The organism is Actinomycetota bacterium (assembly GCA_035640355.1).
Lineage (GTDB): Bacteria > Actinomycetota > UBA4738 > UBA4738 > HRBIN12 > CALGFI01.
This window is the reverse complement of the sequence record DASQWI010000018.1, coordinates 53148-76010: the sequence shown is the minus strand read 5'-3', so window position 1 is coordinate 76010 and position 22863 is coordinate 53148. Positions and strand designations below refer to the sequence as shown.

Here is a 22863-nt window from a genome sequence, read left to right as displayed (position 1 = left end):
GGTCATCCGACGTGCTGGAGCTGGCGATCCTAGGACTCCTCAAGGAGCGGTCGATGCACGGCTACCAGCTCTCGAAACGCCTCACCGACACGCTCGGGGGATTCTGGCGTGTCTCGTACGGCTCGCTGTACCCCTCGCTCAAGCGCCTCGAGCGCCAGGGCGCCGTCGAGCAGGTCTTCGACGTGCAGGAGGTCGGGCGCCGGAAGAACGTCTACCGCATCACCCAACTCGGCGAGACGATGTTCCGCCGGCTCCTCGAGGAGGCCGGCTCGGACGCGACCGGGGAGGACAACCGGTTCCGGGTACGCCTCGCGTTCTTCAAGTACCTCGCTCCGGACTCCCGCATCCGGCTGCTCGAACGGCGCCGCGCGTTCCTCGAGGAGCGCCTCGACGCGATCACGGCGTCGCTCCCGACGCAGCGGGACACGTACACGCTTTCGCTCGTGCAGCACGGGCGCGAGACGACCGAACAGGACATCGCCTGGCTGAACGGTCTCATCGCGGCCGAACGCCGAACGACCGAAACGACCACGGGGCGAACGAAGCGCCGTTCCACCCGCACAGCTCGACGGAAGGAGCGCACGACATGAGCACGGTCAGGCTGGCCATCGTCGGCGTGGGCAACTGCGCCTCGTCGCTCGTCCAGGGGATCCACTATTACAAGGACGCCGAGCCCGACTCCGCGGTCCCCGGCCTGATGCACGTGGATCTCGGCGGATACCACGTCGGTGGCGTGGAGGTCGTGGCGGCGTTCGACGTGGACGCGAAGAAGGTCGGCCGCGACGTCTCCGAGGCGATCTACTCCGAACCGAACAACACGATCCGCTTCGCCGACGTTCCGCCCACGGGCGTGACCGTTCAGCGGGGGCCGACGCTCGACGGCCTCGGCCACTACTACCGCGAGACGATCGAGGAGTCCGACGCCACCCCGGTCGACATCGCGAACGCGCTCCGCCGCGCCGAGGCCGACGTCGTCGTGTGCTATCTGCCGGTCGGCTCCGAGGAGGCGGCGAAGCACTACGCGCAGGCCGCGCTCGACGCAGGCGTCGCCTTCGTGAACTGCCTTCCCGTGTTCATCGCATCCGACCGGACATGGGCGCAGCGGTTCGTGACCGCAGGCGTTCCCATCGTCGGCGACGACATCAAGAGCCAGGTCGGCGCGACGATCGTCCACCGCGTCCTGACGAAGCTGTTCGAGGACCGCGGCGTGAAGCTGAACCGGACCTACCAGCTCAACTTCGGCGGCAACATGGACTTCATGAACATGCTCGAGCGCGAACGGCTGGTTTCGAAGAAGCTGTCGAAGACGCAGTCGGTGCAGTCGCAGATGCGCAAGCAGCTCGACAAGCACGACATCCACATCGGCCCGTCGGACCATGTGCCGTGGCTCGAGGACAGAAAGTGGGCGCAGATCCGTCTGGAGGGCCAGGCGTTCGGGGACGTGCCGCTGAACGTCGAGCTCAAACTCGAGGTGTGGGACAGTCCCAACTCCGCCGGCATCGTGATCGACGCCGTCCGATGCGCGAAGCTCGCGCTCGATCGTGGCGTCGCCGGTCCGCTGATCGGGCCCAGCGCGTACTTCATGAAGTCGCCGCCGGTCCAGTTCAGCGACGACGCGGCGCGGGAGATGGTCGAGGAGTTCATCCTGGGGAACGGCCAGAGCGCGTCGGCCGACTGGACGGCCTTCTTCGACAGCGAGAGCGTCGAAGCGTAGCGCCTCAGTCGGTACTCCCATGATGGGCACGATCGCGCGTGCCCGCGACGCGCTCCAGAGCGCCGACTTCCGGCGGCTCTTCGCGATCCGTCTGGTTTCGCAGTCGGCCGACGGCCTGTTTCAGGCCGCGCTCATCGCATCGGTCGTCTTCTCGCCGGAGGAGCAGAGCACCACCGTCGGGTTCGCCGTCGCGACGCTCGTCATCTTGCTGCCTTTCTCCGTGGTGGGGCCGTTCACCGGTGTGTTCATCGATCGGTGGTCGAGACGGCGCATTCTCGTCGTGGCGCCGCTCCTGCGAACCGCGCTCGTATGGCTCGCGATGTTCAACCCGGAGACGGCTGCGCTCCCGTTCTATCTCGGCGTCTTGTGGGTGCTTTCGGTGAACCGCTTCTACCTGGCGACCGCTGTGGCAGTCATTCCTCGGGTCGTGCCGACGGAGGATCTGCTCATCGCGAACTCGATCTCGATCGTCGGGGGAACCGTCGCACTCCTGGCGGGAGTGTTCGCCGGCGGTTGGGTCGTCGACCTCCTCGGCGAAGGCGCCATCGGCCAGGGCGTCGTGATCGGGCTCGCCGGGGCGGAATGGGTTGTCGCATCGGTGATCGCCACTCGGATCTCGACCCCGCTCCGCCCCCACGTGCTGCCGGAGGCGGCGGTGCCGGACGAGCTCCGCCGAGTCGTGCGGGAGTTCAGGGACGGCATCGGGCGGCTGGCGCACACGCCGAGGGCGCTCGGGCCGATCACGTCGATCACGCTCGACCAGATGGGCCAAGGAGTGGTGCTGGTGCTGTCGCTGTTCGTCTTCCGCGACCGGTTCGAACAGGGAGTGGCGTCGTTCTCGAACCTCGTCGGCGCTGGAGGCGTCGGCGTGCTGATCGGCATCGCCACGGTCGGGAAGCTCGAGGAGCGCTTCACGAAGGAGCGCATCGTCGCCTTCGCGTTCCTCCTCGGCGGCGTGTCGCTCCTCCCCGTCTCGACGTCGATCAACGAGTGGAGCGTGCTGCTGGCAAGCGCAGCGGTTGGCGTGACGTTCGCGTGGAAGAAGATCCCCGTGGACACGCTCGTGCAGGAGGCGCTCCCAGACGGCTACCGCGGGCGCGTGTTCGCCGTGTACGACGTCGCATACAACGCATCGCGCGTCGTCGCCGCGTTCCTGGCGATCCCGCTGCTACCGGCGCTCGGCGAGGCGTGGACGGTGGCCATCGTCGGCATCCTGTTCATCCTGTGGTCACCCGTGCTGCCGCTGTGGATCGGACGCGTCCCCGAGCTCAGGATCCGCTTTTACGAGGGCGGCCGCGCAGAAGAGGAGCCGCGCGCCGTCGAGTGGGGTGGCGCCGAGGAGCCGGTCACGGTCGAACGCCGGTGGCTCGACGAGCGAGCCGGCGAGCGGCGGATGCGCTACCGACTGGCGCTCGCCGACGGCACTGTCGTCGAGGTCTCGCGCGGAGCGAAGGACGCCGGCTGGCGGATCGACCGCGAGCTCGGCTGATCGATCTCCTCCGCTAGCCGCGAGGTGCGCTCGCGCCGAAAGAGGAGCCACAACCCGAGTACGCCCGTGACGACCGCGATGAGGCCGCCGCCGGCGAGACCAACGCGCGGCCCGAGATGCTCACCGACCCACCCGGCGATGGGACCGCCGATCGGCGTGGAGCCGAGGAAGACGATGCCGTAGAGGGCCATCACGCGCCCGCGCATCTCTGGTGGCGCGGTGAGCTGGAGCGTCGAGTTCGCCGTGATCAGGAACGCGATCGCTGCTGCGCCGAGGGCGACCATCGCCACGAACGCCGACTGCGCGGTGGGCGCGAACGCGACGACGAGGGTGACCAGACCGACGGCCGACGCGGCGACGGCCAACCTGCGCTCGTTCGCGTTCGCGCGTCCGGCGAGCACGAGCGCGGCCACGAACGATCCGACGCCCATCAACGAGAACAGCGTGCCGAGCGTTCCGGCGTCGCCCCCGAGAGAGCGCTCAGCGAACAGCGGGAACAGGACCGAGAAGTTGAACGAGAAGAGATAGAGGACCGACATGAGGACGAGCGGCCGTCGCAGCTCGCGCGTCCCCCACACGTAGCGCAGTCCGTCGCGAATGGCGCGCGCGGCACGCGGCGCGCGCTGAGGGCGCAGCTCCTCGCGGCGCATCAGCGAGAGCGCGCCGATCGCGCCGAGATACGACACGCCGTTCAGCAGGAAGCACCACTCCATCCCCACGCCGGCGATCAGCACGCCGGCGAGGGCCGGTCCCACGATTCGTGTGCCGGTGAAGACCGCGCTGTTCAGGCTGACGGCGTTCGTCAGGTCGCGCTGCTCGACCATCTCGGCGACAAAGCTCTGTCGCGTCGGCATGTCGATCGACGTGATGATGCCCTGGCCGAGCGCAACCGCGAACACCAGCCACAGCTCGACGACGTCGGTCGCGACCAGCACGAAGAGAGTGAGCGCCAGCAGGCCGAACGCCGTCTGCGTGACGACGAGGATCCTTCGCTTGTCGTGTCGGTCGGCGACCATGCCGCCCCACGCGCCGAGAAACAGGATGGGCCCGAAGGCCAGTGCCGTCTCGACGCCGAGGGCGACCCCGCTTCCGGTGAGTTGCAGCACGAGCCACGCGGTCGCCACCATCTGCATCCACGTTCCGGTGACCGAGATCGCCTGCCCGATGAAGAACATGCGGAAGTTCCGGTGCCGCATCGAGTGGAACGTGCGGTGGACGGTCAGGCCGACTCGGGTCAAACCTGACCCCCCGTGATCCGCTCGAGGATCGCCGCCGCGTCCTCCAGCGCCGCAAGCTCGTCGGGCTCGAGGTCTCGCATCGCCCTCGCGAGGTACTCGTCCTTGCGGCGGCGGACGCGGTCGATCAGCTTCCGCCCCGCCGGCGTGAGGCGAACCCACGCCACACGCCCGTCACTCGGATCCGGATTTCGGGCCGCGAGGCCTGCCTCGACGAGCGCGGCCACGATCCGCGTCATCGTCGGTGGCTGAACTTTCTCTGCGGCGCAGAGATCGCGCATGGTGAGCGGTCCTCGCCGGTCCAGCGTGGAGAGCGCGGAGAGCATCGAGGGGGTGATGCCGGCTCCCGCCTCCTGTCGCAGGCGTCGGGCGAGGCGGGTGACGCCCAAGCGAAGCCGAGCTGCCAGGGCCGGGATGTCGAGGTCGGTCGTGGTAGGCACGGTGACATGATACTACGCAACGCTAATTAGCGTCGCGTAGGAACCGCCGGAGGGCTCCTTCCACGGACCGCGCTCGGAACCGGCCCCGGATCGTGAGGGTCTCCCGAGCGTGGATGGCACACTCTGGGCGATGGCCCCGAGGCACTCCGCTCGAGTTCTCGCGCTGCTCCTCGTCGCCGTGGTCGCCGTGGCGTGCTCACGCGGCCCGGAGACCCGAACCGGATCGACGGGAATCGCGCCTGGGACCGAAGCGTCGCCGCCTTCGCCAACGGCGACGCCGAGCGCCGGCGCCGAAGAAGTCGACGAGACACCGTCCCCGAGCCCGTCCGCCTCCCCGGCCGAAGCCGAGCGGGCTCGCTTCGCCGGGCGTATCTCGCCAATCCCCCCATCGCTCGCGAGCGAGATGCGCGGAACGACGTGGCATCCCGGGTGTCCCGTACCCATGTCGGGACTCCGCCTTCTTCGCTTCAACTACGTCGGCTTCGACGGCCAGATCAAGCGGGGACCGATGGTCATCAACGCCAACGTCGCCGAGGACGTGCTCGGCGTGTTCGAACGACTCTTCGAAGCCGAGTTCCCCCTCAAGCGCGTCGGCCTGGCGCGTGAGTTCAAGGAGTCTCGTCTGGAGACGGATCCCCACACTCGCCGCAGCGTCACCGCGTCGTTCAACTGTCGGGTCGTGGTTACGCCCGCCGGTGCGGGAACGACGTTCTCGCAGCACTCGTACGGCCTGGCCGTCGACGTCAACCCGGTTCAGAACCCGTACGTCAGCTCCCACGGATGGGTCCGCAACCGGTTCGCGCGCCCGTACGTGGACCGTTCACGCGACCTGATCGGCATGATCCACGACGGCGACGTCGTCGTGCGTTCGTTCGCGGCGATCGGATGGGAGTGGGGCGGGCGATGGAGCAGCGGCAAGGACTACATGCACTTCTCGCTGCTCGGCCGTTGACCCTCGGCCGACGGAACTCGAACGCGATCAGATGAACAGTTGGATCGCGCTCTCCTTCATCTCGAGGAGCGCGGTTGCCGCGCCGATCGGCTCCTCGAGCCCGTCGATCAGGTCTTCCTTCTTCACGCCCATGAGGTCCATCGTCATCTGGCAGGGGATCAAGCGAACGCCCATCTCCCGGCTGAGCTCGAGCAGCTCGGTGGGGTGTGGGGTCTTGTAGTTCTCGGCGACCTTGCCGAGCATCCACGGCCCCATCCCCGCGAAGTTGTACCGGGAGAGCTTCGCCTTCTGGGTCGAGCCGGGATTCATCGTCCCGAGCGCCTTCGTCATCCAATCCTTGCCGGTCTTCCGTCGGCGCTCCGGCTTCACGAGCGGGAACAGGCCCCAGAACGTGAAGAAGACGCTCACCTCCATGCCGGACGCCGCCGCGGTCGACGACAGGATCAGCGTCGGCCAGATCCGATCGAGGTGGCCGTCCCACGCGATGATCGTGATCTTGTTCTTCTTGTTGTAGCCGTCGTCCGCGGCGCGCTCGTCGAGCGCTCGGTCGATCAGCTCCCGGAGCGCGGCCTGGTCGAGCCCGTTCGCTGTGTCCGTGCCGTTCGTCGTCGTTTCACTCATCGGACTCACGCCTTCCTGATCACGAATCGCAACAGCCCGTCGGACTCGGTCGACTCGACGAGCTCGTTGCCCGACAGCTTCGCCCAGCTCGGCACGTCGGATCGCGCTCCGGGATCGGTCGCCAGGAGCTCGAGCAGGTCGCCACGCTGCGCGCCCTTCAGCGCCTTGTGGAGCGTGACCAGCGGCCCCGGGCACGACTGCCCTCGAGCGTCGACGGTGATGGAAATGGTCTTCATCGGGTGCCTCCGGAGGGGTTCGAGAGGTGGAACCGGATGGGTTCGCGAGGCCTATCGGCCGTCGCGGCGCGGTGCAGGACAGCAACGCCGGTCGGGGATCATCGCCCCCACGAGGCCACGGCAGCGTGTCCTGATCATTTGCAGGTGCAAATCCTACCGCCGTTGACGGGTCACGGCCAGACCGAAAATCGCCCCCCCGGTCGGCGCCTGGAGGAGTAGGGATCCGTCCTAACCGCTTCGAACGAGGCGGCGGCGCTCGAGCGGCCAGTACACGAGCCGCACTCTGGCCTTCAGGTTCTCGTGCCGGACGGATCCGAACGAACGGCTGTCCGTCGACTCGTTCGGCGAGTCGCCCTGGACCCAGAACTCCCCTTCACCGAGCACGCCGCCGTTCGGCGCTCGGTCGCCGGGAACACCGATGACGCGCTTCACCATCTCGAACGACTCACGCTCGGGGTGCTCGACGACCACCACGTCGCCGCGACGGAACCTCGAGGCCGGCGTGGCGAGCGCCCACTCTCCCGGCTCGAGCGCAGGTCGCATCGACCCGCCGCTGATCTCCACTCGGTACGGTCGCCAGCGCGCGAACGTGTACGCCGCCACCGCGGTGAACGCGACCGCGACGCCGAGCGATCGTCGACCTGACCGTTGCGCCGAGCGCGCCGCCTTCCGTCGATCGCGACGCCGATGATAGGTTCGGTCGGAAGGATCTCCGTCTCGAGGAGGGGGAACGTCCATGCTCGAAGCTTTGCTCAGACCGTCCCGCGTCGTCCACGCGCATTGCGACGTCCCGTGCGGCGTCTACGATCCGGCGCAGGCGCGCATCGAAGCCGAGTCGGTAAAGGCGATCCAGACGCGGTATCAGGACGCGGAGAAGTTCAAGATGGCGAGCGAGACAGCGGAGGACTACAAGTCGCGGTGCCTCATCGTCAAGGAAGAACGCGCCGACCTGGTGAAGCATCACCTGTGGGTGCTGTGGACCGACTATTTCAAGCCCGAGCACATCGAGAAGTATCCGGACCTGCACGACAAGTTCTGGAAGGCCACCAAAGAAGCGGGTCTGTCGAAGAAGTCGCAGGACCCGACGCAGGGACAGAAGCTGCTCGACGCGATCGACGAGCTCGGCAAGATCTTCTGGGAAACCAAGTCGTAGCTCGTTCCGCGGAGTCCGACTCGGGCATCACCTCGTAGCGCCGCGTACGAACGCGCCGGTGCGTCATTAGCCTCGTCTCGTGAAGGACATCGGCCTCGTCGGCGTGGCGTTCAGCGGCAAATCGACGCTGTTCACCGCGCTCACTCGAACAGGCGGACACGGTGGGCAGGCGAACCGGGCCGTGGTTCCGGTACCCGATTCGCGTCTCGACGTGCTCACCGAGATCGAACGGTCGCGAAAGACCGTTCACGCGCAGGTCGCGTTCGTCGACGTGCCGGGTGGAACGTCGAGCGCACAGGGGATCGCGAAGCTGCGTGAAGCGGACGCGCTCGCCATCGTCGTCCGTTCGTTCGGACCGGACACGTCGCCCGCGGCTGAGCTCGAGGAGGTCCGGGCCGATCTGTTGCTCGCCGACCAAGTCGTCGTCGAATCGGCGCTCGAGCGAGCGAGGAAAAGCGCGCGCCGTCAGGCGACCGAGGTCGACGCGTTGGAGAAAGCGAACGCTGCGCTCGCGGCCGAGACGCCGTTGCGCGCCGGCGGCCTGGCGACCGACGAGGTTCATCTCCTCAGGGCCCTCGCTCCGCTGACGTTGAAGCCCGAGGTGGTCGTGGCGAACCTCGAAGAGGGAACGGACGTCCCGCCCGATCTGCCGGACGGCGCTGTGGGCGTGTACGCGTCGATCGAGGCCGAGACGGCGGAGATGGATCCCGATGAGGCGCGAGTACTGCTCGACGAGTTCGGTGTGCACGAGCCGGGTCTCGACAAGGTCATCCGCGCGGGATACGGCGCTCTCGACCTCATCACGTTCCTCACGACGGGAGAGGACGAGACGCGGGCCTGGGAGGTCCGCCGCGGCGCTAAGGCGCCCGAGGCCGCCGGCGTGATCCACACGGACCTGGAACGCGGATTCATCCGCGCCGATGTGATCGGCTACGACGACCTGGTCGCGGCCGGGTCGATGGACGCCGCGAAAGCGAGGGGCCTCGTCCGCGTGGAGGGCAAGGAGTACGTAGTCCGCGAGGGCGACGTCCTCCACGTCCGCTTCGCCGTCTAGACTCCATAGCAAGATTTTCCGCTCACTGTGTCAAGGTAAACAGTGCTATCGTCGGGCGATCCATGGCGGAGGGGTACCGGATCGGCGAGGCGGCGGCCATGCTCGGCGTTCGGGTCGAGACGCTGCGGCGGTGGGAGCGCGAGGGAAAGCTGACCACCGCGCGCTCGGCCGGCGGGCAGCGCCTCGTGCCGGCGGGCGAGGTTGCCCGACTCCTTTCGGACCGGCGGGAACGTCCTCGTGTCACCTCGGCGAGCGTTCGCAACCGGTTCCCCGGCGTCGTGACAGAGGTCAAGCGCGACGGCCTGGCCGCAACCGTGGAGATCCTGGCGGGCCCGCATCGGGTCCTCGCGTTCGTGACGCGCGAGGCCGTCGACGAGATGGGCCTCGAACCGGGCATGCGCGCGGTGGCGACGGTGAAGGCGACCAACGTCATGGTCGAGATCGACGAGTGAGTCGCCGCGTGCTGGTCATCGCGCTCGCCGCCGCGCTCGTCGCCGCGGCCTGCGAAGGAAGCGCCTCGAGCGACGACGATCGCGAGCTGACCGTCGCCGCCGCGGCGTCGCTCACCGCGGCGTTCACCCAGATCGGCGCCGAATTCCAGGAAGAGACCGGCGTCGCGGTGGCGTTCACGTTCGGTCCGTCCGACGGACTCGCCACCCAGATCGTCGAAGGCGCTCCCGTCGACGTGTTCGCGTCGGCGAGCCCGGCGTGGATGGACGCGATCGGCGAACGCGGCCCCGGGGTGAGGAGACGAACGAACTTCGCGCGGAACCGCCTTGCCGTCATCGTCCCGGCCGATAACCCGGCGAACATCCATGAAATCGACGACCTCGCTACCGACGGAGTGCAGCTCGTGCTCGCTGCCGAAGGCGTTCCCGCCGGCAACTACGCGCGCGAGATCCTGGCAAATGCGAGCATCGCCGATGCGGCGCTGGCGAACATCGTTTCGAACGAGGAGGACGTCGCGGGCGTCGTCACCAAGGTGCTGACCGGCGAGGCCGATGCCGGGATCGCATACGTCACCGACGTGACGGCCGAGGTTGCCGGCCGGATCTCCGTCGTCGAGATCCCCGACGACGTGAACGTGATCGCGACGTATCCGATCGCCGTCATCGCCGACTCCAATCGACCGGACGTCGCGCGCGAGTTCGTCGAGTTCGTGCTGGGGCCGGGGCAACGTGCGCTTGCCGACCATGGCTTCCTCCCGGCCGAGTAGCCGCGCGCCCGCGGCGTGGATCCCGCTTACCGCGATCGGGATCGCCCTCGTCGCGCTTCCGATGATCGGCCTGCTGCTCCGAGCACCGTGGTCGCGCATTGGCGAGGTGCTTGGCGACGACGCAGCCCTCACGGCGCTGCGGCTGTCGCTCGTCGTCGCCACGACTGCTTCGATGCTTTCGCTCGTCACCGGGTTCCCCCTGGCGTGGTTGCTCGCCCGCCGGCCGTTCGCCGGGAAGACGCTGGTTCGCGCGCTCGTCGTGATGCCCCTGGTCATGCCGCCCGTCGTCGCCGGCGTCGGGCTGCTGGCCGCGTTCGGCCGGCGCGGTGTCGTTGGGTCGCTCCTCGACGAGTGGTTCGAACTTCAGCTGACGTTCACGTCGGGGGCGGCGGTCCTCGCGGCCTGGTTCGTCTCGTTCCCACTAGCGGTGCTCGCGCTCGAAGCCGGGCTGCGCGGCCTGGACGATCGGCTCGAGGACGCCGCGTCGACGCTCGGAGCGTCGCGCGGATATGTGCTTCGCCGCATCACGCTTCCGCTCCTCGCGCCACAGATCGCGGCGGCGGCCGTGTTGTCGTGGGCGCGGGCGCTCGGCGAGTTCGGCGCCACGATCACCTTCGCCGGGAACCTCCGCGGGCGAACGCAGACGCTTCCACTCGCGGTATTCGAACGGCTCCAGACCGACCCCGATGCCGCGTTCGGACTCTCACTCCTGCTCATCACCGTCGCGTTCGTCGTCATCTTCGGGCTACGCGGACGGTTCCTGCGATGAACCTCGTGGCGGGCCTGTGACCATCGCGGTCGACGTGGTCGCTCGACGAGACTCGTTCGACGTCGAGGCTGCGTTCGAGGCGGCTGCGGGCGAGACCGTCGCGCTGCTCGGGCCGAACGGTTCCGGCAAGTCGACGCTGGTCGCGACCATCGCCGGCCTCCTGCCGCCGGTCCGCGGCCGGATCGAGCTCGAGGGCAGCGTGCTCGACGACGCGGGATCGGGGACTCACGTCCCTTCTGAACGACGACCCGTCGGCGTCGTCTTCCAGGAGCTGCTGCTGTTCCCGCACCTGTCGGCGCTGGAGAACGTCGCGTTCCCCCTTCGCGCCCGAGCGGTCGCTCGCTCCGAAGCACACCGGCGCGCGCACGGACTCCTCGAGCGCCTCGACGTGGACCAGCGTGCGCACGCACGTCCATCCGAGCTATCCGGCGGCGAAGCGCAGCGCGTCGCGCTGGCCCGCGCGCTGGTCGCGGAACCGAAGCTCCTGCTGCTCGACGAGCCGCTCTCGGCGCTCGACGTCGGGGCGCGAACACGGATCCGCGACCTCCTCCGCGAGGAGCTCCGTCGCTTCCCGGGGATCCGGATCATCGTGACGCACGACCCCATGGAGGCGACGATCCTCGCCGACCGGCTCGTCCTCCTCGAAGACGGACGGATCACGGACGTGGGGACGCCGGACGCGATCCGGACCAGGCCGCGAACCCGGTACGCGGCGGACCTCGTCGGCGTCAACGCCTTCCGGGGTGGGCTCGAGAGGCTCGAGGACGGGTCAGGCGCGATCGTCACCGACGGCGGCCGGATCATCGTTCCCTGGCCCGAGTGGTACGAGCGCGGTGACGTGATCGGCGTGCTCCGACCTCCCGACGTCACCCTTTCGATCGAGCGTCCCACGGGCTCGGCGCGAAACGTGCTTCGCGGCGTGGTTCGTTCGGTCGTCATCGACGGCCAACGGGCACGCGTGCGGTTGGCGACGTCGCCCGAGCTGACCGCGGAGATCACCGCAGGATCGGTTGAGCGCCTTGGACTCCGCGACGGCGTCGAGACGTGGGCGTCGTTCAAGGCCGTGGAGGTCGACGTGCACCCGCTCTGAACGCGGGCCACCGCATGTCTGCGGCGTCTCGTCGTTACCCGCTAGCCGAGCCGTCCCCCTGCTCGCTCCACCAATCGTCGAGAAGCCGGTATGCCTCGTCCTCGTCGACCGGTCCGCGTTCGAGCCGCAGCTCCATCAGGAAGTCCAGCGCGTGTCCGACGGCGGGTCCCGGCCCGATGCCGAGATGGTTCATGACCTGGTCGCCGTTCAGCGGTGAGCGCATCGACTCGAGGTTCTCCTCTTCGGCCAGGCGCGCGATGCGGTCTTCGAGGTCGTCCTGCAGTGCCTCGAGCTTCTTCGCCTTGAACCGGTTCTGCGTCGTGCAGTCGGCGCGTGTCAGCTGGTTCAGCCGATCGAGGAGCGGACCTGCGTCGCGCACGTATCGGCGAACCGCGCTGTCGGTCCATTCGCTGTAGCCGTGGAACCGCAGGTGCATCTCGACCAGCCGCGACACGTCGTCGACGACGTGCGTCGGATATCGAAGCGTGGTAAGTCGGTCTCGCGCCATGCGAGCGCCGACCACCTCGTGGTGGTGGAACGAGACGCCTTCGGGTGTGATCTGTCGCGTCTTCGGCTTTCCGACGTCGTGCAGCAGCGCGGCGAGGCGGAGCGTCAGGTCCGGCTCGACGCGTTCGACGACGGCGTACGTGTGATGCAGCACGTCCTTGTGGCGTTGGACCGGGTCTTGTTCGAGCCGGAGCGCCGGAAGCTCCGGAACGAACTCGTCGGCGAGACCCGTGTCGACGATCAGCTCGAGCCCCTTCGAGGGCTTCGCGCCGAGCAACAGCTTCGACAGTTCGTCGGAGATCCGCTCGGCCGACACGATCCCCAACCGTGTTCGCAGCCGGGAGACCGAATCGACCACGCGCGGCGCCGGGACGAACTCGAGCTGCGAGGCGAACCGCGCCGCCCGAAGCATCCGTAGCGGGTCGTCGCTGAAGGAGATGTCGGGGTCGAGCGGCGTATCGAGCCGGTGCGCGGCGAGATCCTTCACGCCACCGAACGGGTCGACGAACTCGCCGTCGGGAAGCCGAACGGCCATCGCGTTCACGGTGAAGTCACGGCGCGACAGGTCCGTTTCGATGTCCTTGCCGAACGTGACCGAGGGCTTGCGGTGTTCCTGCGCGTAGACCTCCTGGCGGAAGGTCGTCACCTCGACGAGGCGATCGCCGCGACGAGCCGCGACCGTCCCGTACTTGACGCCGACGAGGCGAACGTTTCGCTCGGCCCAGTCGCGGAGGAGTCGAGTGGTCTCACGCGGCAAGGCATCGGTGGCGAAGTCCAGGTCCGCGTCCTCGCGCACGCGATCGAGCAACAGGTCCCGGACGATGCCGCCGACCAGATACAGCTCGTGCCCGGCGAGCCGAAAGCGCTCGCCCATCTCCTTGGCCAGGGCTGGGACCTGCACGACGGCGCCGCCCGGTCGCGACGGGTCGGCCATGGCGGCCAGGATACCCCTGCTCACCGTCCCGATTCCGTCGTCGGATAGCGTGCGCGCGTGCTGCTCGAGGGGCTGGGGTTCGTGTGGGCGATGCCGAACACGTTGCTCGGTCTCGTGGTCGGCGCGCTCACGTTCCAGACGCCTCGGATCCACGGCGGCGCGATCGTGTTCGACCGTGGGCCTCGCGGCGTGACGCGGCTGCTGCGAGCGATGAACCGCACCGCGATGACGCTCGGGTTCGTGATCGTTTCGGCCGCACCGGTTGAGGGACGTCTGCTCGCGCACGAGCGACACCACGTCCGGCAGTCGATGCTATGGGGACCGCTGTTCGTTCCGGTGTACCTGGCGCTGGCGATCCCGTTCGGTTACCGGCGACATCCGATGGAACGCGCCGCCCGCCGCGCGGCCGGCGAGAATCAGCCCGGCAAGTGAAGGCTCCGCAATGTCCACGACGTCACTCCACTCGATCGGAGTCGTGTTCGAGAAGCTCGTCGTCCGCTCGATCGAGCTCCCGGTCGATCGTTCGCCGGGCACCCAGGAACTTCGAGCCCATGATGAGGAGGACGAGCACCGCCAGGATGGCGATACCGGCGGGGGTCGAGTACCTGGCCCACCGCTCGTAGCTGGCCCCCAACGCGTAACCGATGAAGGAGTGCGTAATGCCCCACACCAGCGAGCCCGCGACGTCATAGAGGAAGAAGCGCTTCCACTCCATATGAGCGACGCCCGCGACGATGAACCCCACGCTCCGAACGACCGGAATGAACCGCGCGAAGAAGATCGTCTTCCCACCGTGCGTCGCGTAGTAGCGTTCGGCGGCGGCAATCCGCTCAGGGGTTACGAACAGTCGGCGGCCGTACCGCTCCAGGAACCCGCGCCCGTACCGGCGGCCGATCAAGTACCCGAGGTTGTCGCCGAGCACCGCGCCGACGACGACGATGACGATGACGAGCGGCAGCCAGAGATCGCCGATCGCCGCGTACACTCCGCCGAGGAGGACCAGCGTCTCGCCGGGGACGATCACGCCAGCGCCGATCGAGTTCTCCAGAAACGTCGCGAGCCCAACGACGACGTATCCCCACGGCGCGTCGAGGTACGGGCGGAGGAAGTCGATGACCCGTTCGAGCACGGTCGGCAAGTATAGGGAGGGGCATTCCGCCGACCGTCGCACATGAAGACGCGCACCGAGATGTCCGCCGGCGGCGTCGTGTATCGGCGCGTCCACGACGAAGTCGAGATCTGTCTCGCCGCCCGACGGACCCGACGCGGCGACCTTGCGTGGGGCCTTCCGAAGGGGCTTATCGAACTCGAAGAGGCGCCCGAGGAAGCCGCGCTTCGAGAGGTCGCCGAGGAAACGGGGCTTCAGGCCGAGATCGAACAGGATCTGGGGACCGTCCGGTACTTCTACGTTTGGGAGGGCGTGCGCGTTCGCAAGCAGGTTCGGTTCTATCTGATGCGCGCCACCGGTGGCGACGTCTCCAACCACGACGACGAGATGGAGGACGTGCGCTGGTTTCCCGCACAGCGAGCGGTCAAGCGCACGAGCTTCCGCGGTGAACGCGAGCTCGTCGAACGTGCGGTCGAGATGCTTTCGTGAACTCGCTGCAGATCGCGCTCGGCGTGGTCGTCGGACTCGTGGCCGGGACGCTGTCGGGACTATTCGGTGTGGGCGGCGGCGTGATCACGCAACCGGCGGTGTACGCGCTCCTCGGTGGTTCGCCCATCCAGGCCGTGGCGACGCCGCTGCCCGTGATCTTTCCCACGTCGGTCATGGCAGCGTACGCATACGCTCGCGCGGGAGAGGTGAGCTATCGCGCCGCGCGGTGGGGAGCCGGACCGGGCGTCGTCGGCGCGACGATCGGCGCCTACCTCACGACGTTCGTGAACCCGCACGTGCTGCTCCTCGTGGCGTCGGCGCTGATCGGCCTCTCAGGCACGCAGGTCATCCGGGGGCGTACGCCGACGACGCCGTGGGAGAAGGGGAAGACCCCCGTGTGGAAGTACGGGGCGATCGCGTTCGGGGCGGGATTCGCGTCGGGCCTGCTCGGCGTGGGAGGCGGAATCATCATCGTCCCGGCGCTCACGTTGTTGATCGGCATGCCGCTCAAACGCGCGCTCGGGACATCGCTCGTGCTCATCGCCGCGCTCGTCGTCCCCGGGACGCTCGTCCACGCCGCGCTCGGTCACATCGACTGGACGATCTTCCTCGTGCTGGTGGTGGGCGTGATCCCCGGCGCGTGGCTTGGATCACGGATCGCGCTCGGGGCACGGGAACGCACGCTGCGGTTCGCCGTCGGTGCGTTCCTCGTCGCCATCGCCGTCGTCTACGGCATCGAGCAGATCGTCTCCCTCGTGGGAGACGGTGGATAGGATGATGCGGCCGGCGATGCGCAAGCTCGTGCTGCTCCTGTCTCTTCTGTCGCTCGGCGTCGTCTTGGACATGCCGGTCGTTGCCGCGCAACAGACGACGTCGATCCGGCTGACGCTCCTGTCACAAACGCCGTGGAACTCCTCGTACGAAGAGGACGGGCGTGAGCTCCTCATCCGGTTCCGCGCCGAGAACTTCGGCGCCGAGCCGCTCGATGAGCTTTCCATCCTCGTGACGCTCTACGGTCGGCTGATATCGAGGACTGCGTTGGAGGAGGCGCTGATCTCCGATCCACAGTTCCCGCTCGCCGCAGAAACGTACCCGCGCGAGGACGCCATCGGCTCGAACGATTCGCGAGACTTCGAGCTCACCTTCCCGCTCGACTCGGGTGGCATCAATCCGGACGATTCCGGCGTCTACCCGTTGAAGATCGAGCTGCGCAGCGGGACGACGTCGCTCGGTGCGATCCGGACGCCGGTCGTGTTCCTGGTTCGCCGACCCGAGACACCGCTGGGGCTGTCGTGGACGTTCGTTCTGGATAATCCGATCGAGTTCGGACCGGACGGCGTGTTCACGTCGACTTCGCTCGAGCAAAGACTCGCTCCCCGCGGAGCGCTCTCGTCACAGATCCGCGCACTCCGGGCGCTGGCAACGAGGCCTCCGCAACCCGTCGTGGACGTCGCCGTGTCGCCGATGCTGCTCCGTCAGCTGGCGATGATGCGCGACGGGTACAAGGTCATCGTCGCGGGCGAGATTCGACGCGTGGATGCGGGCGATGACGGCGCACGCGACGCCGCTGATGCCCTCGCCGACCTCCAAGAGATCGCCGCCGCGCCGAACGTGCGCGTGAGCGCCATGCCGTTCTCGGCTCCCGAGCTCCCGTCACTCCTCGCGGGAGGACTCGGTCAGGACCTGCCCGAGCAACTGGAGCGCGGACGAGACGTCGTGTCGACACTTCTCGAGACGACACCCGTGTCAGGCGTCCTTCGTCCGCCCGACAGCGCCATCGACGACGCGACGATCCGCGAGCTCGCGGCGGCCGGCATCTCAACCGTCATCGTTGGGCCCGAGACCGTCGAAGCAGAGCCGCATCCGCAAGGCTTCGCGGGCCCGCCCGCGGCGACGCTGGGCGACGACGGCGAGATCCACGCGGTCGTCCCCGATCCGGCCGTCGCGGGGTTGCTCGAATCCTCTGGCGCGACGGGCGATCCTGTTCGCGACGCGCAGATCGTCGTCGGCGCGCTCGCGTCGATCTGGCAGGAGCAACCCGGATTGGTCCGGGGCCTCGCGCTCGTCGTGCCTGAGGACGCGACCCTTCCCGGCCGCTTCTACGTTCCCTTCACCCGAGCGATCGCCAGTGCACCATGGCTCACGCCGATGCACGTCGAGGAGTTGACGACGACGTTCGTTCCGGCGGAACCGTCGGTGCTCGCGCCGACGTCGCCGAGCCTGTTCGATTTCACGTACGTGAATGAGCTGCGGCAGGCCCGGCGTCGCATCTCGACGTTCCGGGACATCATCGTGGGCGAAAGCGACGAGCCCGATCGGCTGGAGGGCACGCTCCTGCTGGCGGAGTCCCGTCAGTTCCTCTCGGATCCCGGGGGCGGTCTGGCGTTCATCGCAGGCGTTCACGACTCGGTTTCCGCCGTGTTCCGCTCGGTGACGATCGACACGGTGGACAACATCACGCTGACGTCGAGCACGGGGAGCGGGATCCCGGTCACCGTGCGGAACGGCGCGGATTCAGCGCTCCGTGTGCGCCTGCAGCTCACGTCGGACTTCCTGCTCGGAACTCCCCCGGAGCAGGATCTCGAGCTCCGGCCGCGTGAATCTCGAACGGTCACATTCCGCGTGAACGCGCGATCCACAGGACGTTTCCGAGCCGAGCTCAACGTTCTGGCGCCAGCCGGGCGCATCATCGCCACACGACAGCTCACCATCCGGTCGACGGTGTACAACCGGATCGCGTTGTTGATCACGATCGCCGCCGGTCTCGTGCTGCTGGGGTTGTGGGCGAGGAGGTTCATCCCACGCCGGACGTCGTGAACCCACAGCCGCCGGAGACGGACCCGCCGGCGGAGGAATCGGGGACCGCGTTCGTTCGCAACACCGCGGTCATGTCGCTCGGAACGGCGCTCTCGCGCTTGACAGGGTTCCTTCGTCTCGCGGCGATGGCGTTCGCCATCGGGATCGCCGAGTCGCGTCTCCCCGACGCGTACAACGTCGCGAACATCACCCCGAACATCGTGTACGAGCTCGTGCTCGGCGGAATCCTCACGTCCGTCGTCGTCCCCGTCGTCGTCGAGTGGTTGCAGGAACGCGGACGGGACGAGGCGTGGGACGTCGTCCGGAGGCTCCTGACGATCGCGTTCCTCGTGCTATCGGGAGTGGCGCTCGTGGCGATCGCGCTCGCACCGTGGATCGTCGACCTGTACACGATCGGCGTGCCGTCGACGGACCAAGCGATCGTCCGCGAATACTCGACGTTCTTCCTTCGCTGGTTCATGCCCCAGGTCGTCTTCTACGGGATCGGGGCGATCGCGATCGGCCTGCTTCAGGCGCATCGCCGGTTCGCGGTGCCGATGTTCGCGCCGATCCTCAACAACCTGGTGGTGATCGCGACGTTCCTCGCGTTCGCCGCGATGGACGACCCGCCGTTGGGATCCCCCGAGCTCGCGACGACCGCCCAGAAGTACGTGCTGGCCATCGGGACGACGGCCGGTGTCGCCGCGATGACGATCGCCCTGTGGCCGGCACTGCGGGCGACAGGATTCAGCTTCGCGCCGCGGTTGGGGTTCGCACACGCCGCCGTTCGGCGCATGTCGCATCTGGCGAAATGGATCCTGCTGTACGTCGCCGCGAACCAGGCCGGACTGCTCGTCGTCATCGTGCTCGCCGACCGGATCGCAGGTGGATACACCGCGTACGCGAGCGCCTTCATCCTGTTCCAACTCCCGCACGCGATCTTCGCCGTCTCCATCTTCACCGCGCTTCTGCCTGCGATGTCGGGGCGCTGGGCGGATCAGGACCCGGATGGATTCCGACGTCTGCTGGCGCAAGGAATCCGGGCTACGGCGGCGATCGTGATTCCCGCTGCGCTCGGCTACCTCGTCCTGGCCAGGCCGATCGTGCGCTTGCTTCTCGAACACGGCGTCGCGGGCCCGCGGAGCGGCGAGCTCGTCTCGGACGTCCTCGTGGCGTTCTCCGTCGGACTGTTCCCGTTCTCGGTGTTCCAGCTGCTGCTCCGCGGCTACTACGCCATGCAAGACACACGAACGCCGGCCGTGGTGAATCTCGTGGCGGTCGCGATCAACGTCGCCGTGGACCTGTTCCTGTTCTTCGTGCTCGATCTCGGCGTACCGGGGCTGGCGCTCGGCCACGCCGCGTCGTATGTGTTCGGTGGGACGATACTCACCGTCCTGATCGGGCAGCGGCTCGGCGGGTTGGGCGGAGGACGCGTCCTCGAGAGCATCGGCCGCAGCGCGCTCGTGGGCGTCGCGACCGCCGGCGTGGCATGGGTCGTGGCGTGGGCCCTGGGCGAAGCCGTCGGAACGGAGACGATCGGGGCGCAGTCTCTGCAGGTGCTTACCGCGGTCGCTGCCGGACTCGTGGTGTTCCTCGTGGGGTCGAGCGCGCTCGGCATCGAGGAGGTGGACGCGGTCAGGAGGCAGCTCGTCGGACGGTGGAGACGATGACCGCGGGTTACGGTTCGCATCTCGGCGACGACGGCGGGCTCGTCGGCAAGCTGTTCATCATCTGGCTCCTTGCGTTGGCCATACTTTTTGTGGCCCTGTGGGACGGCGGATCGATCGGCATCGCGTACCTTCGCAACGCGAACCTCGCGCAAGATGCGGCGCGGGCGGGCGTAGATCGATTCGAGGAAACCGGCGAACGACGGCGGGCCAGAAGTACTGTCGTCGAGACGGTCGCTGCTGCCGAAGGCGACGCCTGTGTGGACGATGTCACGGTCTCCCGTCGGGGCAAGATCACTGTTGTCGTCACCACGGACGCGGGAACGCTCGTCGCCGGGCGGATCGGATTGCTCGACGACCTGACGGCTGTCACATCGACGGCGACGGCGTCGCCGGGCTGACAACCTGCGCTCCGCGCGCCGCTCGGAGCTCGCGCGCATCAGCTGTTGGCAACACGGCCGGGCATACACTCAGGGCATGCAGACGCAGCACGGCGCGACCGTCATCGCCGATCGATACGTCCTCGAGGAGGAGCTCGTTAGGTGCGCCGCGGGGACGACGGTGCGGGCTCGGGATCGATTGCTCGGTCGCGACGTCGCGGTCACGCTGATCCATCCGGCTCTCGGCGACGACGACATGTTCGCCGCGTGCCTGTTCGAGGAGAGAAAGCGCGTGGCGAAGGTCTCGGGTCGGGGCATCGCGCGACTGCTCGATACCGGAGAGGAGGACGGGATCCTGTTCCTCGTCCGCGAGCACGTCGATGGCGAGACCGCAAGGGAGGTGCTTCGTCGCGACGGTCCGCTCGACATCGACGTCGCCGTTCGTGTCGGGGTGGCCGTTCTGGACGCGCTGGCCCTTGCCCACGACGGCGGTGTGCTGCATCTGGGCATCGGGGTCGACGACGTCGTCGTCAAGGCCGACGGAACCGCGTCGGTCACCGGGCTCGGCATCCCTTCGGCCGTCGTCGAGGGGAAGCCCCGAGAGTCCACTCGTTTCATCGGCGAGCGAGTGGCACCCGAGGTCGCGGCGAGGGCGTCGTCGGAGATCGACGATCCCGAGATCGACGCACGCGCCGACGTGTTCGCCGTAGGGGCGCTCGTGTTCGAGCTGCTGACGGGCGAGGCCCCCGCGGGGCGATCTTCCCCACGCGCGATCCGATCTGACGTGCCGCGGGCAGTGGATCGAGTCACCACGCGGGCGCTCGCGCCCGATCCCTGTGACCGGTTCCCGGATGCCCGCGCGTTCTCGGCCGCCCTCCACCAGACGCGGCATGGCCTTTCGGTCTCGGCTCGGGACGACGTGCTCGAGGAAGCGTCGCCGCTCGAGTGGTTGCGTACCTGGGTCGCCGCTCCGTTCGCCATCGCGGCGGTCGCAGCCGCCGTCATCGGGCTCGGTTTGTGGTTCGGTCGCCTCGAGGTGGGTGGCCCACTCGGCATCCGGCCGGCGGAACCTCTCGTGGGGCCGAGCGAGCCCTTGACCGAAGTCGTAACGCCGGCGGCGGTCGCGACGTTCGATCCGTTCGGCGACGGCAGCGAGAACGATTCGACGGCGCCGTACGCGGTGGATGGCGATCCGTCGACGGCGTGGCGTTCGGAGAACTACTTCGACGGAAGCCTGCGCAAGCAGGGCGTCGGACTCGTGTTCGACCTCGGCGAGCAGCGAGCCGTAACCGGGTTCCGGCTCATCGCGCCGAACGCCGGGTACGTGTTCCACACAGCAGTGGGAGACGACCCCGAATCGCTCCTCGGTGAGGTCGGCTCGCCGAACGTCGCAGAGTCGGACACGCGGGGCGAACTCGTCGGCGAGGGCCGGTACGTGTTGGTCTGGATCACCACGGTCGTCCGCGTGGAGGACGGGATCCGCGCCGAGATCGCCGAGTTCCGGGCGGTGGTCGAGGCTGCCTGAGGCGCCCGACCGAGACGAGGATCTCGTCCGGCGCTACCTGTCGGGAGACGGTGGAGCCTTCGCCATCCTCGTGGAACGTCACGAACGCCGCGTCTACAACCTCGCGCTTCGGATGACCGGGCGAGAAGAGGACGCGCGGGACGCGGCACAGGACGCGTTCCTCACTGCCCTCCGCAAGCTGTCGTCATTCCGAGGTGAAGCGGCGTTCACGACGTGGATGCATCGCGTCACGGTCAACGCGTGCTACGACCTGCTGCGCAAGCGGCAGCGACAACCGATGCTCGAGCGAGGCAACGAGGATCTCCCCGCACCCGAGCCGGTGCCGCATCCGGACCACTCCGACGACGTCGTGCTGTCGATCGACGTTCAACGCGCGCTCATGCAGGTTCCGGAGGACTTTCGCGCGGTGATGGTGCTCCACGACGTTCAGGACCTGCCTCAGGACGAGGTCGCGGCGATCCTCGGGATCGCCGTCGGAACGGTGAAATCCCGGCTGCATCGCGGTCGGGTGGCACTGGCCAAGGCCCTCGGAACGGAGCGGGTGGGTCGGCGCGGGTCGGCGCTCACTGCCGACGTCACGCCGGGCGCCGTGGAGCGGGAACGTCCCCGCGCTCCCGGGCCGTCTGACGAAACGATGCCCCGATGACCCATCCTGACCAGCTCCTTGCCGACTACGTCGAGGGCACGCTCGCGGAACGCGAGCGTGCCCTGCTCCACGAGCACCTTTCGACGTGTGCGGTCTGCCGGGAGGAGCTCGAGCTTGCTCAGAAAGCAGTCTCAGCGCTGGCCACACTCGAGGAACGTCCGGTCCCCCTCGGCGTCACAGGCCCAGTCCTGGCGGAGGCGGAACGTCGGTTCGAGCGCCGCCGTACCGTCGTCTGGCAGCGCTTGCAGTGGGGCGCCGGTATCGCTGCGGCCGCCGCCCTCGTCCTGGTCTTCGCGCTGAACGTCGGCGGGAACGGCGCCGATCCGGCGATCCGAGCGGAAGGCGGGCGCGCCGGCATGGCGGCCTCCGAAGCGGCCGCGGAGCCGGAACAGCTCGACGTCATCGAGAAGCGGGATCGCAACTACGCAGAGGCCGACGTCCGCGAATTCGCGGAGCAGGCCGCGCGGACGGCTCGCGTCGGCGACAACGGGGAGGAGGCCGCTCCCCAGGCCGGAACCGCCTCCGGAGGCGGGTCGGCCGCCGGCGCGACGATGGCGGCGAGCGCCGCCGCCGATCTGGTCACCGCCGCCCCGGCGATCGAGTGTCTGCGGTCCGCGGAGGTCCCCCTCGACGACCCGGGAGATCGGCTCCTGTCCATCATCGAAGCGAGGTTCGCGGGAACTCCGGCCTATTTCGCCGCACTCCTCGACAGCTCCGGCGAGGGACAGCCCGCCGACAGCGTCATCGTCTGGGTCGTGGATCGTCGGGACTGCCAGATCCTCTCGTCCGCCACCCAGCCCGTCTGACCACACCTGCCCCTCGGTGCCGCCGCACGGTGCGAG

At 68.3% G+C, this 22863-nt stretch carries 26 protein-coding genes; 19 read left to right on the top strand and 7 right to left on the bottom strand.

All coding sequences use genetic code 11. The annotated features are described in order from the left end of the window. Window positions 1–11: 11 nt before the first annotated feature. Genes VFA08_10145 through VFA08_10135 form a run of 3 tightly spaced genes read left to right on the top strand, consistent with a single transcriptional unit; the run spans window position 12 to window position 3203 of the window. The gene (locus tag VFA08_10145; protein ID HYZ13950.1) at window positions 12–590 is read left to right on the top strand and encodes a PadR family transcriptional regulator; all 579 of its coding nucleotides are present in this window, start codon (window positions 12–14) and stop codon (window positions 588–590) included. Continuing rightward, window positions 587–1714 carry an inositol-3-phosphate synthase gene (locus VFA08_10140; GenBank protein HYZ13949.1) on the top strand — a complete coding sequence of 376 codons (1128 nt, stop codon included), beginning with the start codon at window positions 587–589 and terminating at the stop codon, window positions 1712–1714. Before VFA08_10145 ends, VFA08_10140 begins: the two co-directional genes overlap by 4 nt. A 22-nt stretch (window positions 1715–1736) precedes the next feature. Then, the gene (locus VFA08_10135; protein HYZ13948.1) at window positions 1737–3203 is read left to right on the top strand and encodes an MFS transporter; all 1467 of its coding nucleotides are present in this window, start codon (window positions 1737–1739) and stop codon (window positions 3201–3203) included. Here the strand turns inward: VFA08_10135 and VFA08_10130 are convergent. Both VFA08_10130 and VFA08_10125 read right to left on the bottom strand, forming a co-directional pair. Further along, a complete protein-coding gene (locus VFA08_10130) occupies window positions 3113–4441 on the bottom strand; it encodes an MFS transporter (GenBank protein ID HYZ13947.1) in 1329 nt (442 codons plus the stop codon). The two genes, VFA08_10135 and VFA08_10130, sit on opposite strands and share 91 nt — an antisense overlap. Further along, complete coding sequence (locus VFA08_10125; GenBank protein ID HYZ13946.1) at window positions 4438–4878, bottom strand: MarR family transcriptional regulator; 441 nt, start codon at window positions 4876–4878, stop codon at window positions 4438–4440. Before VFA08_10125 ends, VFA08_10130 begins: the two co-directional genes overlap by 4 nt. Before the next feature lie 109 nt (window positions 4879–4987). On the opposite strand from VFA08_10125, the gene VFA08_10120 reads away from it, so the two are divergent. Next, on the top strand, window positions 4988–5830 hold the full coding sequence (locus VFA08_10120) for a M15 family metallopeptidase (GenBank protein ID HYZ13945.1): 843 nt from the start codon (window positions 4988–4990) through the stop codon (window positions 5828–5830). 27 nt (window positions 5831–5857) lie between these two features. On the opposite strand, the gene VFA08_10115 is transcribed toward VFA08_10120, so the two are convergent. From VFA08_10115 to lepB, 3 genes are all read right to left on the bottom strand, one after another. Next, window positions 5858–6451 (bottom strand): DsrE/DsrF/DrsH-like family protein, encoded by a 594-nt coding sequence (locus VFA08_10115; protein ID HYZ13944.1) that lies wholly within the window; start codon window positions 6449–6451, stop codon window positions 5858–5860. 5 nt (window positions 6452–6456) lie between these two features. Further along, the gene (locus VFA08_10110; protein ID HYZ13943.1) at window positions 6457–6687 is read right to left on the bottom strand and encodes a sulfurtransferase TusA family protein; all 231 of its coding nucleotides are present in this window, start codon (window positions 6685–6687) and stop codon (window positions 6457–6459) included. A gap of 228 nt (window positions 6688–6915) precedes the next feature. After that, the gene (gene lepB / locus VFA08_10105; GenBank protein ID HYZ13942.1) at window positions 6916–7425 is read right to left on the bottom strand and encodes a signal peptidase I; all 510 of its coding nucleotides are present in this window, start codon (window positions 7423–7425) and stop codon (window positions 6916–6918) included. On the opposite strand from lepB, the gene sodN reads away from it, so the two are divergent. From sodN to VFA08_10075, 6 genes are all read left to right on the top strand, one after another. Further along, window positions 7424–7840, top strand: a complete 417-nt coding sequence (gene sodN, locus VFA08_10100; GenBank protein HYZ13941.1) for a superoxide dismutase, Ni — start codon at window positions 7424–7426, stop codon at window positions 7838–7840. The genes lepB and sodN overlap by 2 nt on opposite strands. 79 nt (window positions 7841–7919) lie before the next feature. Continuing rightward, entirely contained in the window at window positions 7920–8894 is a 975-nt protein-coding gene (locus VFA08_10095) for a DUF933 domain-containing protein (GenBank protein ID HYZ13940.1), read from the top strand. A gap of 62 nt (window positions 8895–8956) precedes the next feature. Next, window positions 8957–9346: a TOBE domain-containing protein gene (locus VFA08_10090; protein ID HYZ13939.1), complete on the top strand. Its 390-nt coding sequence runs from the start codon at window positions 8957–8959 to the stop codon at window positions 9344–9346. Further along, a complete protein-coding gene (gene modA / locus VFA08_10085; protein ID HYZ13938.1) occupies window positions 9343–10110 on the top strand; it encodes a molybdate ABC transporter substrate-binding protein in 768 nt (255 codons plus the stop codon). Before VFA08_10090 ends, modA begins: the two co-directional genes overlap by 4 nt. Beyond that, complete coding sequence (locus tag VFA08_10080) at window positions 10088–10879, top strand: ABC transporter permease (GenBank protein HYZ13937.1); 792 nt, start codon at window positions 10088–10090, stop codon at window positions 10877–10879. The genes modA and VFA08_10080 overlap by 23 nt, the downstream gene beginning before the upstream one ends. Before the next feature lie 16 nt (window positions 10880–10895). Next, the gene (locus tag VFA08_10075) at window positions 10896–11969 is read left to right on the top strand and encodes an ABC transporter ATP-binding protein (protein ID HYZ13936.1); all 1074 of its coding nucleotides are present in this window, start codon (window positions 10896–10898) and stop codon (window positions 11967–11969) included. A gap of 34 nt (window positions 11970–12003) precedes the next feature. Here the strand turns inward: VFA08_10075 and VFA08_10070 are convergent, their stop codons facing one another. Next, window positions 12004–13434, bottom strand: a complete 1431-nt coding sequence (locus tag VFA08_10070; protein HYZ13935.1) for a CCA tRNA nucleotidyltransferase — start codon at window positions 13432–13434, stop codon at window positions 12004–12006. 33 nt (window positions 13435–13467) lie between these two features. Between VFA08_10070 and VFA08_10065 the strand changes: the two genes are divergently transcribed. Then, the gene (locus VFA08_10065; GenBank protein HYZ13934.1) at window positions 13468–13842 is read left to right on the top strand and encodes a hypothetical protein; all 375 of its coding nucleotides are present in this window, start codon (window positions 13468–13470) and stop codon (window positions 13840–13842) included. Between the two features lie 22 nt (window positions 13843–13864). Here the strand turns inward: VFA08_10065 and VFA08_10060 are convergent, their stop codons facing one another. After that, window positions 13865–14539, bottom strand: a complete 675-nt coding sequence (locus tag VFA08_10060) for a DedA family protein (protein ID HYZ13933.1) — start codon at window positions 14537–14539, stop codon at window positions 13865–13867. 42 nt (window positions 14540–14581) lie between these two features. On the opposite strand from VFA08_10060, the gene VFA08_10055 reads away from it, so the two are divergent. The 8 genes from VFA08_10055 to VFA08_10020 all read left to right on the top strand — a co-directional run bounded on the left by VFA08_10055 (window position 14582) and on the right by VFA08_10020 (window position 22827). Further along, a complete protein-coding gene (locus VFA08_10055; GenBank protein ID HYZ13932.1) occupies window positions 14582–15007 on the top strand; it encodes an NUDIX domain-containing protein in 426 nt (141 codons plus the stop codon). Further along, the gene (locus tag VFA08_10050) at window positions 15004–15780 is read left to right on the top strand and encodes a sulfite exporter TauE/SafE family protein (GenBank protein ID HYZ13931.1); all 777 of its coding nucleotides are present in this window, start codon (window positions 15004–15006) and stop codon (window positions 15778–15780) included. The genes VFA08_10055 and VFA08_10050 overlap by 4 nt, the downstream gene beginning before the upstream one ends. A gap of 16 nt (window positions 15781–15796) precedes the next feature. Continuing rightward, window positions 15797–17824, top strand: a complete 2028-nt coding sequence (locus tag VFA08_10045; GenBank protein ID HYZ13930.1) for a DUF6049 family protein — start codon at window positions 15797–15799, stop codon at window positions 17822–17824. After that, window positions 17788–19473 carry a murein biosynthesis integral membrane protein MurJ gene (gene murJ / locus VFA08_10040; protein ID HYZ13929.1) on the top strand — a complete coding sequence of 562 codons (1686 nt, stop codon included), beginning with the start codon at window positions 17788–17790 and terminating at the stop codon, window positions 19471–19473. The genes VFA08_10045 and murJ overlap by 37 nt, the downstream gene beginning before the upstream one ends. Beyond that, window positions 19470–19871, top strand: a complete 402-nt coding sequence (locus VFA08_10035; protein ID HYZ13928.1) for a hypothetical protein — start codon at window positions 19470–19472, stop codon at window positions 19869–19871. The genes murJ and VFA08_10035 overlap by 4 nt, the downstream gene beginning before the upstream one ends. A 76-nt stretch (window positions 19872–19947) precedes the next feature. After that, entirely contained in the window at window positions 19948–21375 is a 1428-nt protein-coding gene (locus VFA08_10030) for a serine/threonine-protein kinase (protein HYZ13927.1), read from the top strand. Next, window positions 21368–22021, top strand: coding sequence for a sigma-70 family RNA polymerase sigma factor (locus VFA08_10025; protein ID HYZ13926.1), 654 nt, complete (start codon window positions 21368–21370; stop codon window positions 22019–22021). The genes VFA08_10030 and VFA08_10025 overlap by 8 nt, the downstream gene beginning before the upstream one ends. Next, on the top strand, window positions 22018–22827 hold the full coding sequence (locus VFA08_10020; GenBank protein ID HYZ13925.1) for a zf-HC2 domain-containing protein: 810 nt from the start codon (window positions 22018–22020) through the stop codon (window positions 22825–22827). Before VFA08_10025 ends, VFA08_10020 begins: the two co-directional genes overlap by 4 nt. The last annotated feature ends 36 nt before the right edge of the window (window positions 22828–22863 follow it).